We start from the raw sequence: 18,370 nt of genomic DNA, 5'->3' as shown, positions 1-18,370 counted from the left end.
CGGGGCCTTTTGCATTGAAACGCAAGACCCAGTCGCGGATCACCTGGACCGTCACGCCGCCGACCGCACCCGCATCGCTGCGCAAGCCGCCGTCATAGATCACTGCAAGCGCCAAAAGGCGCCGTGTTTGATCGGCATTCACCGAGCCACGGGCTAGATGACGAAGGGTTGGAGCATCAAAGTCATCTCGAAGACGGATAGGGGCGGACATGGCAAACTCCTCATGTTCCCCATCAGGAATCATATTCGCGAAACTTTGGGAATCCAAAAGAGTCGTCAAATTCGTCGCTTGGTATCAGCCGCCACGTTTGCGCCTGGCGCACGCACGGACCTGAAAACAATAGGGCAAAGTTGTAGAGACTCTGGAGCTTTTTTCCTTGTTGACGGCGCACAAGCAGTCGGCGTCCTCGATTTGAATGTCTGCAGGGACCTCATCGACGGACTGGCCTTCTCAACTCAAAAGGGCCTGCTCGGACTTTACGGTCTTGGATTTCTCTACTGCCGGTCAGACTGGGCCGAGCAAATGTCGCCCAGATCTATTGCCCGCTTCAGTGTCGATACTTCAGGTCACGAAGCGGATTTCGACCCTGAGTATAAACTAAGAAGATCTGCGCTTCGCTTTGATCTGGGAAACTACAATTTCCTTGCTGCAACTGCGGTTGAGCCTTCGCTCGATTTGTTACTCCGGATTGGCACACCAGCCATCGATCGATATTTGAGCAGTTTGTCCGCCTCTCTCATTGACGGACTTGTTGAAAATGACCTTCCGGTCGTCGGCGGAAGAGGAAAGGCGATCTGTAACATTGTTACCGCCGGGACCCCTGCTGCGACAAACGGATCAGCTGCCGGCGAGAGATACATTTCGATACTGCAAGCTCTGGTCGAGGCGGGAATTGTCCTCTCGAGTCGTCGTGGACTGCTCAGATTTTCGTTTCATGTCTACAACACCAATGCCGACGTTGAGCGCGTGCTCCACGCAGTAAAATCGGGAGACAGAAAATGACCCCAAGTACCCAGCAGTCCGAAGTAATCCTCTCGATAAATCCGGCAAATGGCCAAGTCGCGGGGCAGGTCGAAAAGAACAGCGAAAGACAGGTTGAACGCGCTATCGATCTGGCCAATCAGGCTCATATCGAAGGCACTTGGCGGAAAATGTTGCCGCACGAGCGAGCTGCGACAATGCGCAGAATTGCGGCTTACCTGCTTGAAGACAAGGAGCGGCTCGCGCTGCTTCAAATGCGGGAAAACGGCAAACCGATACTGGAATGTTTGCGGATTGTCGACAATGCGGCGAATGCGTGGGTTTACTATGCCGCCGTCCTTGAGACGTTGGAAACCGAGGTTACGCCTCCTCGTGGCAATTACTTGTCACACACTATTTTGGAACCATTCGGGATAGTTGCCGCAATTACACCGTGGAACTCACCTCTGATGATCGAGTCCTACAAAATCGCCCCAGCGCTTGCAGCAGGCAATTGCGTCCTGCTTAAACCCTCTGAAGAAACACCCCAGACATCATTGGAGCTTCTGAAATTCGCAAAATTGGCCGGATTGCCTGATCACACATTGCAAGTCATTCAGGGAACAGGCGCCGAGGTTGGCCCGAAGCTAATCAATGACGATCGCGTGCAAATGATCACCTTTACGGGTGGAACGGCTACCGGCCGCACGATAGCGAAGGCCGCGGCGGAAAGGCTGGTCCCCTGCACTCTGGAGCTTGGCGGGAAGTCACCACAGATCGTTTTTGCAGATGCAGATCTGGATCTTGCCGTTGACGGAGTGGTCAAAGGCATATGCGGGGCTGCGGGTCAATCATGCACCGCCGGATCCCGGTTGCTGATTGAAAGCCGCATCTACGACGATTTCCTTGGCAAGCTGAAATACGAGATGTCTCTGGTTCGAGTCGGGGCACCCCATCTTGAAACGACACAAATGGGCCCGCTTGCTTCCTTCAAACACCGCGATCGCGTCGCTGCATTGGTCGATCTTGCCCGCGAAGAAGGAGCGACAGTCGAACTCGGTGGATTTAGTCCTCAAGGGGAGCTTTCATCGGGAGCATATTACGCGCCAACGCTCCTGACCGGTTTGTCAAACAATTCACGAACCTGGAACGAAGAGATCTTCGGACCCGTTTTGTGCGTTCGATCGTTTGATGACATCGAAGACCTCATGCGAGACGCCAATTGTGGCAGTTACGGATTGGCCGCAGGCATATGGACACGCGAGTTTCAGAAGGCCTGGGATGTCGGGCGCGCGATTGATGCGGGAACCATCTGGATCAACACCTATGAGCAATCCAGTCTTTCGACCCCGTTCGGTGGTTTCAAGCAAAGCGGCATCGGCCGCGAAAAGGCTGCCCAATGCCTGAGAACATATAGCCAGATCAAATCTTTCTATTGGGGCATGAACACCTAGTCTGCTTATTTCATCAGGTGTCAACGTACTGAAAATGAACACAGGAAAGACAACGGCAATCCCGGGTCTCCTCCGCTCGTTTTTCGAGACAGTCCCGAGCGCTTCCTCAGGATGAGGGAGAACAGGGTCTCAAACTTTGAAAAATCATGATTTCAAGGCCCGGCATCGGTGTCGGGCTTTCGCAGCCAGTCTTACTCCTGCGCGGGAGCCCCGGCCTTTTTCAGCAGGCGCAGCAGGTGCTTGTGGGCGTCTTCGTTGCCGACGATGACATCGCCGCTTTCCAGCATCTTGCTCTTGCCGTCGAAGTCGCTGACAAAACCGCCGGCCTCGCGCACCAGAAGGATCCCGGCTGCAATGTCCCAGGAGTTCAGGTTGCGCTCCCAGAAGCCGTCCAGGCGTCCGGAGGCTGTCCAGGCAAGGTCGAGCGCGGCAGCGCCCATGCGGCGGACACCGGCGACTTCCGGCATGACGTAGCGCAGTTCGCGCAAGGTGCGGCCGTGATCGCCCATGCCGATGAAGGGCAGGCCGGTGCCGAAGACCATGTCGGGCAGGTCTGTCCGGCCGGCGACGCGAAGGCGGCGGTCGTTCAGGAAAGCGCCACGGCCGCGTTCGGCGGTGTAAAGCTCATCCATGACCGGGTTGTAGACGACGGCGGCAACGATCTCGCCGGCACGCTCCAGAGCGATGGAGATCGCGAAGATCGGAATACCGTGCAGGAAGTTGGTGGTACCGTCCAGGGGATCGATGTGCCAGCGGTGCTGACCGTCGGTTCCTTCGATCTCGCCGCCTTCTTCCATGACGAGACCATAGGTCGGGCGCGCGCGCGTCAACTCGTTGCGCATGATTTCCTCGGCGCGGCGGTCCGCGGCCGAGACGAAATCGCCCGGTCCCTTGCGGGAGACCTGGAGGTTTTCAACTTCGCCGAAGTCGCGGATCAGGGAACGGCCGGCCTTGAAGGCGGTTTGAACCATCACGTTGAGGAGAGCTGTGCGGGCCATGGATTTTCACTTGTTGTTGGGTGTTGCCCGGGCGGATCCGGGCAAACCGGTTTGAATGCGTGTCTGCCTTCGGCCGGGCGGGCGCCGCCCCGGGAATTCAAAGGCCTGTCTGGGGGCCGGTCCGGACGGATCAGTCCGCGCGGCGGACGTACTCCAGAGAGCCGGTGTCGACGATGATCTTCTCGCCGGCCGTGATGAACGGAGGCACCATCACGCGCACGCCGTTTTCCATGAGCGCGGGCTTGTAGGAGGAGGACTGTGTCTGTCCCTTGACGACGGCGTCGGCTTCCCGGATTTCCAGGGTGACGAATTGCGGCAGAGTGATGCCGATCGGGCGTTCTTCGTGAAGTTCGACAGTGACCATCATGCCATCCTGAAGGAAGGCGGCGCGGTCGCCGACGAATTCGCTCTGAAGTTCCAGCTGCTCGTAGGTTTCCGTGTCCATGAAGATCAGCATGTCGTCCTGGGTGTAGAGGTACTGGAAGTCCTTCTGTTCCAGACGGACGCGCTCGACCTTGTCTTCGGAGCGGAAACGCTCGTTGAGCTTGCGGCCATCGATCAGGTTCTTCATTTCGACCTGGGCGAAGGCACCGCCTTTTCCCGGCTTCACGTGCTGGACCTTAACAACGGCCCAAAGCGTATCCTGATGCTGAAGCACGTTACCGGGCTTGATTTCGTTTCCGTTGATTTTCATGGAACGACCGACTTTTTGATTTGTATGGATCTGGAGCGGGCAACGGCAAGTTATGGCTGACGCGCTAGAATTTTGCTCGCGCCTGTCCACCACAAAAGCGGGCCGGATTCAAGGAAAAAAGGCAAATCGCGTCCCGAAAGCGGCGGCGAGCGGCAAGATTACGGAGATTCGCGCGCAGGATCTTCGCTTGGCGCCATCAGGGTCGCCGAATACTGCTCGGCCAGTTTGCGCGCCTCCGCCAACGTCTCCTCATCGAGGCTCTCGACAATGCGGTCCAGCGACAGATCCGACACACCCAGGGTGCGGGCGATCAGGTGCCAGCCGGCCGCCGCAGCGAAATTCTGCTCCCGTCCCCGGCCGTTGGCATAAATTCTCGCAAGACGGTTCATGGCGACCGGATTGCCGGATGTGGCAGCCCGTTCGAACCAGTCCCCGGCCTCCGCTTCGTTGGGATCGACGCCTTTTCCCTGGAAGCGCAGGATGCCGTAATAGACCTGCGCGGATGTATGCCCGCGCCTTGCCGCCCTGCCGAGCCAGAAGGCGCCCTGGCCCGGATCGTTCAACCCGCTCTGGGCTTCCAGGTAGGACAGGCCAAGCGCGTATTGGGCTTCGGGATCGTTGAGCTGGGCCGCCTCTTCCAGAAGCTCGCGCGCTTTCTGTTCGTTGAACGGCCGGCCTTCGCCTTCCTGATAAAGCAGGGCGAGATTGTAGAGAGCTGACGGGTTGCCCGCATTGGCGGCCTGCTCGAAATAGTCGGCGGCTTTTTTCTTGTCCGTTTCAACGCCGGTGCCGAGCAGATAGAGCTGGGCCAGTTGCATTGCGGAGCCGGCATCGCCCTGTGCTGCGGCGAGGGCGTACCAGTCGGCCGCCTTGCCCTTGTCCTGTTGAATGCCCAGTCCGGCTTCATGCAGGACGCCGAGCAGCGCCTGCGCCGCCTTGTCGCCCAGTTCGGCAAGCGGGGTGGCAAGGCCGAGGGCGGTCAGAAACCAGCCGCGCTGGAAAGCCGAATAGGCGGTTTCCGCCGTGGCGGTCTCGCCTTCCTGCAAATGCGGGGGGCCTGCGTCGACGATGCTGAGAAGTGTCTTTTCCGACGTTGTGACGTCGATCAGCACAGGTTGCGGTTCCTTGGACGCGGCGGGATCGGCTTCTGTGGCGTCGCCATTGTTCCCGCTGTCCTGTGCGAGCGCAGGCGCAGTGCCGAGCAAACCGGTGATGAACAGACCGGTGACGAGCAGGCCGGTGACGAGCAGACCGGCGGCAAGGAAAAGCGCGGCCCGGTTCAGCAAACCGGAAGGCTCCTTGCGGCGCGTGTCTCCAGCATCGTCTTCCCCTGCAACGGAGGATACCGGAAAGGTCTGCTCAAATCCGTCCAAAGGCTGGCTCCTCAGTCGTCCTTGGGAAAAGGATGGGCGTCCAGGATCCCGTTGGCTTCGGCAACGAGCGATGTAATGTCGCCGCCCGAATTCCAGAGCGCGTCCTTGAGTGCGACAAAGTCGGCTGTGGTCGCAGCCACTTCCGCCAGGGTCTCGATAGTGTTTCCGGCCAGCGCGACGCAAGGTGTCGAGAAGAGCTCCGCCCACCAGGCAGCGCTGGAAAGCGTCTTTTCGTGGGCGCTCTCCTTCTCGGGAAGGTCGAGCTTGCCGAAGAAAATATAGTCTACTCCGGTTTCCGCCAATTCCATGGCCTCGTGCCGCAGTTTTGTTCCACCGGTGCCGACAATCCGTTCGGGCTGGAAGCTTTCAACGGCCAGCTTCACGTCCTCCAGCGACGTATCGACATGAACGCCATCTGCACCGCTCCTGCCGGCGGCCTGGGTGTCGCGGTAGACGATCGCCGCCGCGCCTCCCTGCTGGATGACCGGGACGAGCACTTCCGCCGCGCTCTGGATCTCCTTTGTGCCGGCGCCGGGCATGTAGATCATCACGCAGGCGATGTCGCCACCGGCAAAAGCCTGTTCGAGCTTCGCGGCCATGTCGCCGGTATCGAATTCCGGCGGCGTAACGAGAAAGAGGCGGGGACGGTTCACTGGGGGCGATCCTGGTCAAGCTGGTTCAAAGACAACTGTCAGGTTCTTGTCCCTAAAGAGGGCGAAAGAGGGACGCAAGGCCCCTCTTTCAGGAAAGTAAAAATAACTGCCGGGCCGGTTGGCCCGTTTTCTAGCCGATTTTCGGATCCAGGCTGCCATTCTGATAACGTGCGGCCATGTCGGCCAGCGTGATGATCTTCGTGATCCTGGAAGCCTGACCGGCGGTGTTGAAGGCCTCCAGACGCTCGACACAGAGCTTCTGCATCGCATCGCGAGCAGGTTTCAGATACTTGCGCGGATCGAATTCGGCCGGGTTCTCGGTCAGGATCTTGCGGATCTGGCCTGTCATGGCCATGCGGTTGTCGGTGTCGATGTTCACCTTGCGCACGCCGTTCTTGATACCGCGCTGAATTTCCTCGACCGGAACGCCCCACGTCTGCGGCATTTCCCCGCCATAGCGGTTGATGATGTCCTGAAGGTCCTGGGGCACAGAAGACGAGCCGTGCATCACCAGATGGGTGTCGGGCAGGCGCCGGTGAATTTCCTCGATCACATGCATGGCAAGCACCTTGCCGTCCGGCTTGCGGGTGAACTTGTACGCGCCGTGGCTGGTTCCCATGGCGATGGCCAGGGCATCGACTTTGGTTTCCTTGACGAATTTGACCGCCTCTTCGGGATCGGTCAGCAACTGGTCCTGGCTGAGCTTGCCTTCCGCCCCGTGGCCGTCTTCCTTGTCGCCCATGCCGGTTTCAAGCGAGCCGAGCACGCCGAGTTCTCCCTCCACCGAGATGCCGCCGAGGTGCGCCATGCCGGTGACGGTTTTGGTGACGCCGACATTGTAGTCCCAATTCGCGGGGGTCTTGCCGTCGGCTTCAAGCGAGCCGTCCATCATCACCGAGGTAAAACCGGCCTGAATGGCGGTCATGCAGGTCTGCGGTGCATTGCCGTGGTCCAGGTGCACACACACCGGGATGTGCGGATAGATCTCGACGACCGCATCCATCATGTGTTTGAGCATTACGTCATTGGCGTAGGACCGGGCACCCCGGGAGGCCTGGATGATGACCGGAGCATCTGTCTGATCGGCCGCGGCCATGATCGCAAGAGCCTGTTCCATGTTGTTGATGTTGAATGCCGGAACCCCGTAGTCGTGCTCAGCAGCGTGATCAAGAAGCTGACGAAGGGTAATACGTGCCATCAATTATCTCCCAGGGTCCGGTACGGCCAGGTCACCATAACTATAACCCGAACGCGTGTAATCGGTGTTGCGGTGCGTCAATGATTGCTGGTTCTAGCAAGATTTTCCGTCGTTGAAAGAGGGAAGCACGGGCTTAAATCAATTAAAATCAAAGACATGCTTCGAAAGCGGATCAAATTAATTAATTCTGTTCGCGAATTAAATCCCGCCGAAAAAAGCATCATCCGGGACCCTGGAGGCGATCAACGCCGCGAGGACATGCTCCGGCATCGTGATGCGACCTGCGAAGACCTGGTTTCGCCGCGTGCCTGGCAGGCTCAGAGAAGCCGGGGCGGAGGTGTACCCGCCCCGGATGCGCATTCAGCTGTCCAGCGCCGTGACACCCGGAAGGTCCTTGCCTTCCAGCCATTCAAGGAACGCTCCGCCGGCGGTGGAGACATAGGAGAAATCGTCCGCCGCACCGGCGTGGTTCAGCGCGGCAACGGTATCGCCGCCGCCGGCAACGGAATTCAGCTTGCCGGCCTTCGTGTTGGCAGCGGCATGCTGTGCCGCCGCAACGGTCGCCTTGTCGAAGGGTTCGATTTCGAAGGCGCCGAGCGGGCCGTTCCAGACCAGCGTCTTTGCTACGTCGATCTTCGTTGCGATGGTTGCGATGGAGGCCGCGCCCACATCCAGGATCATGCCATCGGCCGGAATGGCGTCGAGCGCGACGGTCTCGTTCGCGGCACCGGCCTTGAACTCCTTCGCGATGACCGCGTCAACCGGCAGGATGATTTCACATCCGGCGGCCTCGGCGGCCGTCATGATTTTCCTGGCCGTGTCGGCGAGATCGTGCTCGCACAGCGACTTGCCGACATCAATGCCCCTGGCAGCCAGGAAGGTGTTGGCCATGCCGCCGCCGATGACCAGCATGTCGACGCGCGTAACGAGGTTTTCCAGGAGATCGATTTTCGAGGACACTTTCGCACCGCCGACAACCGCAAGAACCGGACGGACCGGCGCGCCGAGCGCGGAGCCGAGGGCTTCCAGTTCGGCCTGCATGGTACGGCCCGCATAGGCCGGCAGGAGCTTCGCGATACCTTCGGTGGAACCATGTGCCCGGTGAGCGGCGGAAAAGGCGTCGTTGACGTAGATATCGCCGTTTTCCGCCAGCGCTCTGGCGAAGTCCGGATCGTTCTTTTCCTCGCCCTTGTGGAAGCGGGTGTTTTCCAGCAGCAGCACATCGCTGTTACCCATGGCCGCGATGGCCCGGGTGGCGGGCTCGCCGATGCAGTCTTCCGCTAAGGCAACGGGTTTGCCGAGAAGAGCGGACACGCCGGGCGCGACCGGAGCAAGGGACATGTCGGCAACGCGTTCGCCCTTCGGGCGGCCGAAATGGGCGAGCAGGATGACTTTTGCTCCCTTGCCGGACAGCTCGCGGATCGTCGGCAGAACACGCTCGATGCGTGTCGTGTCTGTCACTTTGCCGCCGTCCATCGGAACATTCAGGTCAACACGCACCAGAACGCGTTTGCCGGTGATGTCGGTGACGTCATCGAGAGTTTTGAAAGCCATGGAAACACCTGTTGTCAGGAACGGGACGAATTGGTTGTGACAGCGATGCCGATGCCGAACAAGGTTAGCAGGACACCGAAGGAGCGCTCAATCCGAAGTTTGGCGCGCATGAACCTTTGCCGGATGGCGGGCAATGTGAAGAACAGCGTGACCAGCACGAACCAGAGAAACACGCCGCCGGCCATGATCACGCCATAGCCGATCTGCGTCCAGAGCGGGGTGCCGGGGTCTGTGACCTGCAGGAATACGCTCAGCGCGAAGAGGGTGGCCTTGGGGTTGGTCACATTGGTGAGAAACCCCCAGCGCAGCGCCTTCAGCGGCGCCATGCCGGCAAGTGTGCCCTCGGCGGGCATCTCCCTCGAGGCGCTCCGGTACATGGTCACGCCCAGAAAGATCAGATAGGCCGCGCCGATCAGTTTCAGCGCGTTGAACAGGAAGATCGACTGGGAGACGATCAGACCGATGCCGGCGAGCGCGTAGGTAACATGAACGCCGAGCGCCAGGGCAATGCCGAGCGCGGTCATGATGCCGGCGAGACGTCCACCGATCAGGGCGTTGCGCAGCACCACGGCAAAATCCGGTCCCGGCACGACCGCGACGACAACGGTCAGCGAAATGACTGCGAGAAGTTCGAGCAAACCCGGCTCCTGAAAATGGAGAAAAGAAAGGCGGACGCAGTCATGCCGCATCCGCCTGGAATTTCAGGTGGGATGTTTTGTCATCCCGCCGGCCGGTTCAGATCAGCTTTGCCAGCGCAACGGCGGTGTCGGCCATGCGGTTGGAGAAGCCCCATTCGTTGTCATACCAGGACAGGATGCGCACGAAGGTGCCGTCCATGACCTTGGTCTGGTCGCAATGGAAAATCGAGGAGTGGCTGTCGTGGTTGAAGTCCACAGAGACCAGCTTGTCGTCCGTGTAACCCAGAATGCCCTTCAGCTTGCCGTTGGCAGCCTCCCGGATGGCGGCATTGATCTCGTCGACGGAGGTTTCGCGCTTCGCGATGAAGTTGAGGTCGACGACCGAAACGTTCGGCGTCGGAACGCGGATGGCGACACCGTCCAGTTTGCCGTTCAGCTCCGGCAGGACCAGGCCGACGGCCTTGGCGGCGCCGGTCGAGGTCGGGATCATGGATACGGCAGCAGCGCGGCCGCGGTAGAGATCCTTGTGCATGGTGTCCAGGGTCGGCTGGTCACCGGTATAGGAATGGATCGTGGTCATGAAGCCTTTTTCGATGCCGACGGTCTCATCGAGAACATAGGCAACGGGCGCCAGGCAGTTGGTGGTGCACGACGCGTTGGAAACCACCAGGTCGTCCGCCGTCAATGCATCGTGGTTGACACCGTAGACGATGGTCTTGTCGGCGCCGGCCGCCGGGGCGGATACCAGAACGCGCTTGGCGCCGGCTTCCAGAAGCAGGGACGCCTTTTCCTTGGCGGTGAAGATGCCGGTGCACTCCAGCGCGACGTCGACGTCGAGCTCGCCCAGGGGCAGATCCTTCGGATCGCGGATCGCCGTGACCTTGATCGGCTTGCCACCGTTTATGGAGATGGTGTCGCCGTTCACCGCGACTTCAGCCGGAAAACGGCCGTGTACTGAATCGTAGCGCAGCAGATGCGCGTTGGTTTCGACCGGGCCGAGATCGTTGATGGCAACGACCTCGATATCGGTACGGCCGGATTCGATAATGCCGCGCAATACATTCCGGCCGATGCGTCCAAAACCGTTGATTGCTACCTTGGTAACCATATTCCACTCCCGCAAACTTCGGCGCTCAGTCCAGGCCAAGACGCCAAAAAGGAAACCCACAGACTGTGGTCACGACAAGACGTGTGGCCACGACAATGAGCACGTGCGTGCTCCGGTCCCGGCAGCATAGGAGGAATTCATGCTGCCGGTAATTGACCCTGGTTAAGCACCAAGTCTTTCTTTTGCTACGGCGACAACGGCGTCTTTGGTGATGCCGAAATGCTCGTAGAGTTCCTTGTAGGGGCCGCTCGCCCCAAAGCCCTTCATGCCGACAAAGGCGCCGTCATTGCCGATGAAGCGGTCCCAGCCCATGCGGATGCCCGCCTCGACGGCGATCTTCACCGGGCTGGTGCCGATGACATCGGCCTTGTAATCGTCGGACTGCGCTTCGAAAAGCTCGAAGGATGGAACGGAGACGACACGGGCGGCAATGCCCGCCCTGCTCAGTTCGCCGTGCGCCTCCGCGGCGATTTCGACTTCGGAACCGGAGGCGAAGATCGTTACCGCGGCATCGTCCTCGCTGTCGATCAGAACGTAAGCGCCCCTGGCGCAAAAGTTGTCTTCCTCGAAGGATTTGCGCAGCGAAGGCAGGTTCTGGCGGGTGAGGGCCAGAACCGACGGCCCCGCCTTGTTCTCAAGTGATAACTGCCAGCATTCGAGTGTCTCGGTGATGTCCGCCGGACGGAAGAATGTCAGGTTCGGGATCGCCCGCAAGGCGGCGAAGTGTTCCACCGGCTGGTGGGTCGGTCCGTCCTCGCCAAGGCCGATGGAATCGTGCGTCATGACGTGAATGACGCGCTGGCCCATCAGCGCCGCGAGGCGGATCGACGGGCGGCAGTAATCGGAGAAGATCAGGAAGCCGCCGGAATAGGGGATCAGCCCGCCGTGCAACGCCATTCCGTTCATGGCCGCCGCCATGCCGTGCTCGCGAACGCCGTAGTGGATGTAGCGGCCGGAAAAATCGGTCGGCGTGACCGGTTCGGTTTGCGGGGTCTTGGTATTGTTGGAGCCGGTCAGATCCGCGGACCCGCCAATGGTTTCCGGCACGACTTCGTTGATGACGGTCAGAACGGCTTCGGAGGCCTTGCGCGTCGCCATGGTTGGCTGTTCGTCAGCGAGCTTCTTCTTGTAGTCCAGCACAGCCTTGGTGAAGGTGGCGGGAAGATCTCCGCGGTTGCGACGCTCGAATTCCGCCCGGCTCTCGGCGTCGGCATCGGCAAAGCGCTTCTGCCAGTCCTTGTGCGCCTGGGCGGACCTGAGACCGGCGATGCGCCAGGCGTCGAGAATGTCGCTTGGAACCTCGAAAGCCTGATGCGGCCAGTTCAGAGCTGTCCGGGTTCCCTCGATTTCCTCGGCGCCGAGCGGCGAGCCATGGACTTTCGCGGTGCCTGCCTTGTTCGGCGCGCCAAATCCGATGGTGGTCTTGGCGGCGATCAATGTCGGTCTGTCGCTGGCCTGGGCCTGACGGATCGCGGCAGCGATGGCTTCAGGATCGTGACCGTCGACACTCAGCGTGTTCCAGCCGGAGGCAGCGAAGCGCGCCTGCTGGTCGGTGCTGTCGGTGATTTCCACCTTGCCGTCGATGGAAATGCCGTTGTCGTCCCAGATGACGATGAGCTTGTTGAGCTTCAGATGGCCGGCGAGTGACAGGGCTTCCTGGCTGATGCCTTCCATGAGGCAGCCGTCGCCCGCAAGCACATAGGTATAGTGATCGACAAGGTCCTTGCCGAAACGCTCGACTTGCAGGCGTTCGGCGATGGCCATGCCGACGGCATTGCCGAGACCCTGACCCAGCGGGCCGGTTGTCGTTTCGATTCCTGCGCCATGTCCGTATTCAGGGTGTCCGGCGGTCCGGGAACCGATCTGACGGAAATTCTTCAGCTCGTCCAGCGTGAAGTCCTCATAGCCGAGCAGATAGAGCAGGCTGTAGAGCAGCATCGACCCGTGGCCGGCTGACAGGACGAAACGGTCGCGGTCGGCCCAGTTGGGGGATGTCGGATCGAACTTCAGAAACTGGGTGAACAAGACCGTGGCAATGTCGGCGGCCCCCATGGGCAGTCCAGGGTGGCCGGATTTCGCCTTTTCCACGGCATCGATGGCAAGAAAGCGGATCGCATTCGCCATGCGCTGATGTTTATCAAGATCGGTCATCGTCTTCCCGTTGCTTGCTTTGGAGCCCCAGCTTCCAGAGCGGACCACCAGGTCAGGCGCAACTGCCCGCCGCGGCGTGAATGAGGTGCGTTGCTGAGAATTCGACTTTCGTCAACTTCGATCAGGCGCCAGACAAATATCAGGAACCTGCGGCGAGTCAACAAAGCAGCTTTAATGCCGCGATCACCTCTGGCGGAAAGAAATTTCCCATCCGGAGCGACATTGAGTTGAGGATTCTGCCGATGGTGGCATTGACTGAAAGAAGATGCGATGCCTAAGCTCGCTACCCTGTTAAAGATTTGCTTTTTCGCAGTCGACCCAACGTTTGGAAGCGCCCGAGCGGGCATATTCAAATCGGCTGGCAACTGACCGGGCGAATGTGCCAAATCTCAACTATGACGGTTTGGAAGGAACGGGCGGGCAGCCGCGAAAAGTATTGGGACGACGTAATACATGTCGGAAGTCGACTGCATGGAAAAGACCAGCCTTGCCGACGCGGCAAAGCGCCTCGAAAAGGCCGTAAGCCATCTGGAAACGGCGGTTCAGAGGCGTATGGACGCGGACAGGTCTTTGAATGCCCTGCAGGACGATCTGCAACGGCTCGGAGAGGATCGCTCGCAACTCGCGACCTCTCTGGATGAAAGCCAGGCGCGGGCATCCCGGCTCGAGGAGGCCAACAAGGATGTCTCCCGGCGGCTCGTCTCGGCCATGGAAACCATACGCAGCGTGCTCGATGCGCATGGGGGTTAGGCACTGATGGCGCAGATCACCGTCACGATCAACGGCAAGGCCTTTCGCATGGCTTGTGACGACGGTGAGGAAGACCGTCTGATGGGGCTGGCCAAGCGGTTCGACGGTTGGATTACCGAGTTGCGGGGCGCTTTCGGCGAAATCGGCGATCAACGGCTCACGGTCATGGCCGGGATCATGGCAACCGACCAGTTGTCCGAGCTTGAAAAGAAAATCGCCGGTCTTGAAGAAGACCTCAGCGAAGCCAGGCGGCAGCAGGTGGACGCTCTGGACAACATGAGCCAGAACGAGCAGGAACTCGCCAGATCGGTCAACACGGCCGCCGCGCGGATTGAAAGCCTTGCCGACAGCCTGACCAAAAGCCTGCGGTCGGGTGACGCTTCCTGATTTTAAACCGGCCGACTGCGCATCAAGCAAGACTCTGTTCGCCATGAACATCACGCCGCTCTGGTAATTGCGGCGGCGCGGGTCTATATGCGTTAGTCGCGGCTGGCCGATACGTCAGGAAAAATATCCCCGGGGCCTTAAGCATTCCCAAGGGAGCTGTCCCTGCTTCGGGCCGTGGTCTGTTGCACACGGCGCCCACCTACGTTGTAGGTTTCCCGGGATCGCACTTCCAACGGTCGGACGGCCGCACACTCTGCCTTTCCTCAGGTAGAAGGGCCAAGAATGAGAGCCCATGAGAGTTTTGTCTTCGCTCGCCGCTGAAAAAGATGCCCTTCGCAAGGAAGCTCTCGCGCGCCGCGCTGCGCTGGGCGGCATAATCCGCATAGAGAAGAGCCTGTCTCTGGTGGATCATACCGACGAACTGCCGTTGCCGGATGCCGCCGTGGTGGCAGGCTTCTGGCCTATTCGCGATGAAGTGGATCCAAGGCCACTTATGGACCGCCTGCGCCAAAAAGGGCATCCGCTGTGCCTGCCGGTCGTTGCCGAACCGCATCTTGTCTTCAGAACGCTGGAACGCGGCGCGGACCTTGTGGATGCCGGTTTCGGCACGATGGGGCCGGGGCCAGATGCCGTGGCCGTGCGGCCTCAGGTGCTGCTGATGCCGCTTGCCGGTTTTGACGCGGTCGGCAACCGGATCGGCTACGGCAAGGGGCATTACGATACGGCCATCGCGGCGCTGGAAAAGACGGGGCTTCTTTTGTGTATCGGCCTTGCCTTCGCCGCGCAGGAGGTTGACCGCGTGCCCGCGGAAGAGCATGACAAGCCGTTGAATGGAATTTTGACCGAACAGGGCTACAGGGCGTTCGGCTGACCGGCCGGAAGGGCCGCGGCGGATCGTTCAATGAGGATTTGATGCGTATTCTGTTTCTGGGCGATCTCGTCGGCCGCGTCGGCCGAACCGCCGTTATTGAGAAATTGCCGAGTCTGGTGGAGGCCAACCAGCTCGATTTCGTGATTGTCAACGGAGAGAATTCCGCCTCCGGGTTCGGCATCACCGAAGCTATTCTTCAGGACGTTCTGGATGCCGGGGCCGACGTGGTCACGACGGGCAATCATGTCTGGGACCAGCGCGACACGCTTGTCTATATCGAGCGGCAGGACCGTCTGCTGCGGCCGGTCAACTACCCGGCCGGCACGCCGGGCCGGGGCGCGCATCTGTTCACCGCACGCAACGGTGCGCAGGTCATGGTCGCGAATGTGATGGGCCGGGTCTACATGGATGCCCTGGACGATCCGTTCGCCGTCATCGACAAGGTGGTCGACAGTTGTCCGCTCGGGCAGGTGGCCGACGCCGTCATCATCGACATGCACGCGGAGGCGACCAGCGAAAAACAGGCCATGGCTCATTTTCTCGATGGCCGGGTGAGCCTCGTTGTCGGAACGCATACCCACGTGCCGACCGCCGATCACCAGATCCTGGAGAACGGGACGGCCTATATGACCGATGCCGGCATGTGTGGTGCCTATGACAGCGTTCTGGGCATGGATAAGGAAGAACCGGTCAACCGGTTCCAGCGCAAGATTCCGGGTGGCCGCTTTACGCCGGCAACCGGCGAGCCGACCATAAGCGGCGTGGCCATTGAAACCGACGACCGGACCGGGCTGGCCGAGAGAATCGCTCCTGTCAGGATCGGCGGACGGCTGCAGCCGGTGCTCCCGGAATTCTGGCCGTCAGGCGGCTGAAAGCGCGGGCGCGCAATTCTCCGATCTGGATTTTCCCCGTCAAGTTGCCTATAAGCGGCGCAGTTTTTCATCGAAATCATCCGCAGAGAACCGGAAAGAGCCATGGCAGGCCATTCAAAATTCAAGAATATCATGCACCGCAAGGGACGCCAGGATGCGGCCCGGTCGAAGATGTTCTCCAAACTCTCCAAGGAAATCACTGTTGCCGCCAAGATGGGCGACCCTGACCCGGATGCAAATCCGCGCCTGCGCCTCGCCGTGCAGAACGCCAAGGGGCAGTCCATGCCCAAGGACAATATCCAGCGCGCGATCAACAAGTCACAGACGGGTGACGCCGACAACTACGAGGAAATCCGCTACGAGGGTTACGGCCCGGCGGGAGTTGCCGTCGTTGTCGAGGCCCTGACCGACAATCGCAACCGCACCGCCTCGAATGTTCGCTCCTATTTTACCAAATGCGGCGGTTCGCTGGGCGAAACCGGTTCAGTCTCCTTCATGTTCGACCGGGTCGGAGAAATTGTCTACAAGCCGGAGGCCGGTGAAGCCGACGCGGTGCTGGAAGCTGCGATCGAGGCCGGGGCGGAAGACGTCCAGTCCGACGAAAACGGTCACACGATCTACGCGGCCTTCGAGGATCTAAACGATGTTGCCGCGGCGCTGGAAGCAGCGCTGGGTGAGGCGGAGTCCACCAAGATCATCTGGAAACCGCAGAACCTGACACCGGTCGATACGGACAAGGCCCAGACCCTTTTGAAACTTATCGACATGCTGGAAGATGACGATGACGTCCAGAACGTCTATTCGAATTTCGATGTTGACGAGGACACCATGGCGGCATTGGCTTCCTGAGCGGTTTTGAGTTTATCTGGATTTGGAAACCCCGGCCCGGCCGGGGTTTTTGTTTGTAAGGGGTGGGGGCAACAACCTTGCCGCAAAAACCGGAGACGCTGCGATGTTCAATATCTTCGAACTCACCCGTAAAGATCCGAAAACCCTGCAGGAGCGTGCGTTGAAACTGGCAGAAGAAGCCGGGGAGCTGGCGCAGGCGGTTCTTTCGGCGACCGGCGCGCCGGGCAGCGGATACAAGAACCACTCGCTTGAAGACGTGCGCGAGGAAGCGGTGGATGCGGCAATCGTTTCCCTCAGCATTCTGGCGCAGGCGTCTTCCAGCCGTGCGGAGTTCGACGCCGAACTGGAGCGCCTGATGGAGCAGAAATGCGCCAAATGGCAGGAGAAGCTAGCGGAATAGCGGGTCCAGGGCGGGCATGCTGGTGAGCGCCGCCAGTGCGATCAGCACATAAGCCAGCTTCCGGTAGTGCTTCGGACTTGCCTTGCTGAAGCCTTTCGAGCCGGCATAGATCGCCAGCGCATAAACCGGGGTCGCCATGATCAGCAGGTGGAAGACCTGCAGGGTGAAGAAGCCGTTCACGATATAGGCGAAAAAGGTGCCGACGCTGGCAAGCGCGAGGAAGACGATCAGGTTGGCGCGCACGATCGCCGGTTCCCGGGCGCTGGAGAGCCAGAAGGCGACTACGGGTGGTCCGGACAGCTGTGAAACACCGCCGAGAACGCCGCTGACCGCGCCGACGCCGAGAGATACCGGCCAGGTGGCCTTGCGGTGGTAGCGCCATCCGGAGATCAGCAGCAGAAGCAGGCCGGTGACGATGGCGAAGATTGTCCAGCGCAGCACGAGAACGTCGGTGTTGGCGAGGAGCCATGCGCCGAAGTGGACGAACACCACCGCGCCGATCACTGCGGGAAGGACGGTCGACCAGTCGCACAGTCTCAGCGCGCGAACGACCAGCGGCAGGGCCACGATCCCGTCGATGAACAGGAACGAGGCGGCTGCGGTGGATGGTAGCATGACGCTGGCGGCTATGGGCATGAAGATCATCCCGGCACCGAACCCTGCAAAGCCACGCACGCATCCGGCGACGAAAAGGACGGCGGCGAGAAACATCAGCAAGCCGGGTGAAAATGAGCTGAAAATATCAAACATGGAAACTCTCGGTGCGCGCATCGGGGGCACGGCAGGCGGCAGAGCGCCATGTGGAAATGAAGAGAACCGATGGAGAAACCGTCGTCTCCCCGTCAAAAGGAGCGGATTCCGGTTCAAACTTGACAAGCATTCCGGTCGTAAGCTGCGCTTTGTCTGGCGTCAACGCAGAAGTTTTGTTACCGATTTGTTCCATGACACACACGATTCGTTTGCTGGGCATCGACCCGGGGCTGCGACGCACCGGCTGGGGCATCATTGAGGCGGCCGGCAACCGGCTGTCCTTCATCGGCTCCGGTACCGTCACCTCGGACAACAAGAAGAGCCTGGCGGAGCGCCTCGTGGAGCTTCACGAAGGGCTGAGCGACGTTGTGAGGCAGCACGAACCGGCTGAGGCCGCGGTCGAGCTTACCTTCGTCAACAAGGACGCGGGCGCGACGCTGAAACTGGGGCAGGCGCGCGGCATCGCCTTGCTGGTGCCTTCGCTTGCCGGCCTGCCGGTCGCCGAATACGCGCCCAATCTGGTGAAGAAGACCGTGGTCGGGACCGGCCATGCGGAAAAGGGTCAGATCCGGGCGATGGTGAAAGTTCTCATGCCGCGGGCTACATTCAATTCCGACGATGCGGCCGATGCGCTTGCGATTGCAATCTGTCACGCGCAGCATCGGGCAAGCACGGCCGCGCGGGTCGCGGCGATGGGGGCGGCATGACC

General features: G+C 60.2%; 19 protein-coding genes, 1 other RNA gene and 1 pseudogene. 10 read left to right on the top strand and 11 right to left on the bottom strand.

Annotation, left to right across the window (positions count from 1 at the left end; translation table 11 throughout):
• Positions 1-211: pseudogene (locus OA90_RS28950) on the bottom strand (IS630 family transposase); the annotation flags it as partial.
• Positions 212-223: 12 nt separating this feature from the next.
• On the opposite strand from OA90_RS28950, the gene OA90_RS02365 reads away from it, so the two are divergent.
• On the top strand, positions 224-1,003 hold the full coding sequence (locus OA90_RS02365; protein WP_199823560.1) for an aminotransferase class V-fold PLP-dependent enzyme: 780 nt from the start codon (positions 224-226) through the stop codon (positions 1,001-1,003).
• A complete protein-coding gene (locus OA90_RS02360) occupies positions 1,000-2,415 on the top strand; it encodes an aldehyde dehydrogenase family protein (RefSeq protein WP_068406487.1) in 1,416 nt (471 codons plus the stop codon). The genes OA90_RS02365 and OA90_RS02360 overlap by 4 nt, the downstream gene beginning before the upstream one ends.
• 191 nt (positions 2,416-2,606) lie before the next feature.
• On the opposite strand, the gene OA90_RS02355 is transcribed toward OA90_RS02360, so the two are convergent.
• The 9 genes from OA90_RS02355 to tkt form a co-directional block, all read right to left on the bottom strand.
• Complete coding sequence (locus tag OA90_RS02355) at positions 2,607-3,413, bottom strand: inositol monophosphatase family protein (protein ID WP_068406484.1); 807 nt, start codon at positions 3,411-3,413, stop codon at positions 2,607-2,609.
• Positions 3,414-3,543: 130 nt separating this feature from the next.
• Positions 3,544-4,107, bottom strand: a complete 564-nt coding sequence (gene efp, locus OA90_RS02350) for an elongation factor P (protein WP_068406481.1) — start codon at positions 4,105-4,107, stop codon at positions 3,544-3,546.
• Between the two features lie 158 nt (positions 4,108-4,265).
• On the bottom strand, positions 4,266-5,480 hold the full coding sequence (locus tag OA90_RS02345; protein WP_208985940.1) for a tetratricopeptide repeat protein: 1,215 nt from the start codon (positions 5,478-5,480) through the stop codon (positions 4,266-4,268).
• 11 nt (positions 5,481-5,491) lie between these two features.
• Positions 5,492-6,133 carry a thiamine phosphate synthase gene (locus tag OA90_RS02340; RefSeq protein ID WP_068406473.1) on the bottom strand — a complete coding sequence of 214 codons (642 nt, stop codon included), beginning with the start codon at positions 6,131-6,133 and terminating at the stop codon, positions 5,492-5,494.
• Between the two features lie 130 nt (positions 6,134-6,263).
• On the bottom strand, positions 6,264-7,331 hold the full coding sequence (gene fba, locus OA90_RS02335) for a class II fructose-bisphosphate aldolase (protein ID WP_068406470.1): 1,068 nt from the start codon (positions 7,329-7,331) through the stop codon (positions 6,264-6,266).
• Between the two features lie 360 nt (positions 7,332-7,691).
• Positions 7,692-8,885: a phosphoglycerate kinase gene (locus OA90_RS02330; RefSeq protein ID WP_068406466.1), complete on the bottom strand. Its 1,194-nt coding sequence runs from the start codon at positions 8,883-8,885 to the stop codon at positions 7,692-7,694.
• Positions 8,886-8,899: 14 nt separating this feature from the next.
• Positions 8,900-9,523, bottom strand: a complete 624-nt coding sequence (locus OA90_RS02325; RefSeq protein ID WP_068406658.1) for a LysE family transporter — start codon at positions 9,521-9,523, stop codon at positions 8,900-8,902.
• Between the two features lie 97 nt (positions 9,524-9,620).
• Positions 9,621-10,631 carry a type I glyceraldehyde-3-phosphate dehydrogenase gene (gene gap / locus OA90_RS02320; protein ID WP_068406465.1) on the bottom strand — a complete coding sequence of 337 codons (1,011 nt, stop codon included), beginning with the start codon at positions 10,629-10,631 and terminating at the stop codon, positions 9,621-9,623.
• 162 nt (positions 10,632-10,793) lie between these two features.
• Positions 10,794-12,782 (bottom strand): transketolase, encoded by a 1,989-nt coding sequence (gene tkt, locus OA90_RS02315; protein WP_068406461.1) that lies wholly within the window; start codon positions 12,780-12,782, stop codon positions 10,794-10,796.
• A 453-nt stretch (positions 12,783-13,235) separates the two neighbouring features.
• Between tkt and OA90_RS02305 the strand changes: the two genes are divergently transcribed.
• The 7 genes from OA90_RS02305 (at position 13,236) to OA90_RS02275 (ending at position 16,911) form a co-directional block, all read left to right on the top strand.
• Entirely contained in the window at positions 13,236-13,532 is a 297-nt protein-coding gene (locus OA90_RS02305) for a DUF4164 domain-containing protein (protein ID WP_082836790.1), read from the top strand.
• 6 nt (positions 13,533-13,538) lie between these two features.
• A complete protein-coding gene (locus OA90_RS02300) occupies positions 13,539-13,919 on the top strand; it encodes a cell division protein ZapA (RefSeq protein WP_068406455.1) in 381 nt (126 codons plus the stop codon).
• 96 nt (positions 13,920-14,015) lie between these two features.
• Positions 14,016-14,170: non-coding RNA, 6S RNA (ssrS, locus tag OA90_RS02295), on the top strand.
• 41 nt (positions 14,171-14,211) lie between these two features.
• Entirely contained in the window at positions 14,212-14,790 is a 579-nt protein-coding gene (locus tag OA90_RS02290) for a 5-formyltetrahydrofolate cyclo-ligase (protein WP_068406453.1), read from the top strand.
• Positions 14,791-14,831: 41 nt separating this feature from the next.
• The gene (locus OA90_RS02285) at positions 14,832-15,662 is read left to right on the top strand and encodes a TIGR00282 family metallophosphoesterase (RefSeq protein ID WP_068406451.1); all 831 of its coding nucleotides are present in this window, start codon (positions 14,832-14,834) and stop codon (positions 15,660-15,662) included.
• Positions 15,663-15,764: 102 nt separating this feature from the next.
• Entirely contained in the window at positions 15,765-16,511 is a 747-nt protein-coding gene (locus OA90_RS02280) for a YebC/PmpR family DNA-binding transcriptional regulator (RefSeq protein ID WP_068406445.1), read from the top strand.
• A 103-nt stretch (positions 16,512-16,614) separates the two neighbouring features.
• Positions 16,615-16,911 carry a MazG-like family protein gene (locus OA90_RS02275; RefSeq protein WP_068406443.1) on the top strand — a complete coding sequence of 99 codons (297 nt, stop codon included), beginning with the start codon at positions 16,615-16,617 and terminating at the stop codon, positions 16,909-16,911.
• Here the strand turns inward: OA90_RS02275 and OA90_RS02270 are convergent.
• The gene (locus tag OA90_RS02270) at positions 16,900-17,661 is read right to left on the bottom strand and encodes a sulfite exporter TauE/SafE family protein (protein ID WP_068406440.1); all 762 of its coding nucleotides are present in this window, start codon (positions 17,659-17,661) and stop codon (positions 16,900-16,902) included. The two genes, OA90_RS02275 and OA90_RS02270, sit on opposite strands and share 12 nt — an antisense overlap.
• Positions 17,662-17,852: 191 nt before the next feature.
• Between OA90_RS02270 and ruvC the strand changes: the two genes are divergently transcribed.
• Positions 17,853-18,368, top strand: a complete 516-nt coding sequence (ruvC, locus tag OA90_RS02260; protein WP_082836789.1) for a crossover junction endodeoxyribonuclease RuvC — start codon at positions 17,853-17,855, stop codon at positions 18,366-18,368.
• Positions 18,369-18,370: the final 2 nt, after the last annotated feature.

It is taken from the genome of Labrenzia sp. OB1 (assembly GCF_001624695.1).
GTDB lineage: Bacteria > Pseudomonadota > Alphaproteobacteria > Rhizobiales > Stappiaceae > Roseibium.
The sequence above is the reverse complement of the archived record's forward strand: the minus strand, read 5'-3'. Positions and strand labels throughout refer to the sequence as shown.

Bases quoted from the DNA above. Each gene is read 5' to 3' on its own strand.
- OA90_RS02365 (WP_199823560.1), top strand. From the start codon at position 224: ATGTTCCCCATCAGGAATCATATTCGCGAAACTTTGGGAATCCAAAAG.
- OA90_RS02360 (WP_068406487.1), top strand. From the start codon at position 1,000: ATGACCCCAAGTACCCAGCAGTCCGAAGTAATCCTCTCGATAAATCCG.
- OA90_RS02355 (WP_068406484.1), bottom strand. From the start codon at position 3,413: ATGGCCCGCACAGCTCTCCTCAACGTGATGGTTCAAACCGCCTTCAAG.
- efp (WP_068406481.1), bottom strand. From the start codon at position 4,107: ATGAAAATCAACGGAAACGAAATCAAGCCCGGTAACGTGCTTCAGCAT.
- fba (WP_068406470.1), bottom strand. From the start codon at position 7,331: ATGGCACGTATTACCCTTCGTCAGCTTCTTGATCACGCTGCTGAGCAC.
- OA90_RS02330 (WP_068406466.1), bottom strand. From the start codon at position 8,885: ATGGCTTTCAAAACTCTCGATGACGTCACCGACATCACCGGCAAACGC.
- gap (WP_068406465.1), bottom strand. From the start codon at position 10,631: ATGGTTACCAAGGTAGCAATCAACGGTTTTGGACGCATCGGCCGGAAT.
- tkt (WP_068406461.1), bottom strand. From the start codon at position 12,782: ATGACCGATCTTGATAAACATCAGCGCATGGCGAATGCGATCCGCTTT.
- OA90_RS02305 (WP_082836790.1), top strand. From the start codon at position 13,236: ATGTCGGAAGTCGACTGCATGGAAAAGACCAGCCTTGCCGACGCGGCA.
- OA90_RS02300 (WP_068406455.1), top strand. From the start codon at position 13,539: ATGGCGCAGATCACCGTCACGATCAACGGCAAGGCCTTTCGCATGGCT.
- OA90_RS02290 (WP_068406453.1), top strand. From the start codon at position 14,212: ATGAGAGTTTTGTCTTCGCTCGCCGCTGAAAAAGATGCCCTTCGCAAG.
- OA90_RS02285 (WP_068406451.1), top strand. From the start codon at position 14,832: ATGCGTATTCTGTTTCTGGGCGATCTCGTCGGCCGCGTCGGCCGAACC.
- OA90_RS02280 (WP_068406445.1), top strand. From the start codon at position 15,765: ATGGCAGGCCATTCAAAATTCAAGAATATCATGCACCGCAAGGGACGC.
- OA90_RS02275 (WP_068406443.1), top strand. From the start codon at position 16,615: ATGTTCAATATCTTCGAACTCACCCGTAAAGATCCGAAAACCCTGCAG.
- OA90_RS02270 (WP_068406440.1), bottom strand. From the start codon at position 17,661: ATGTTTGATATTTTCAGCTCATTTTCACCCGGCTTGCTGATGTTTCTC.
- ruvC (WP_082836789.1), top strand. From the start codon at position 17,853: ATGACACACACGATTCGTTTGCTGGGCATCGACCCGGGGCTGCGACGC.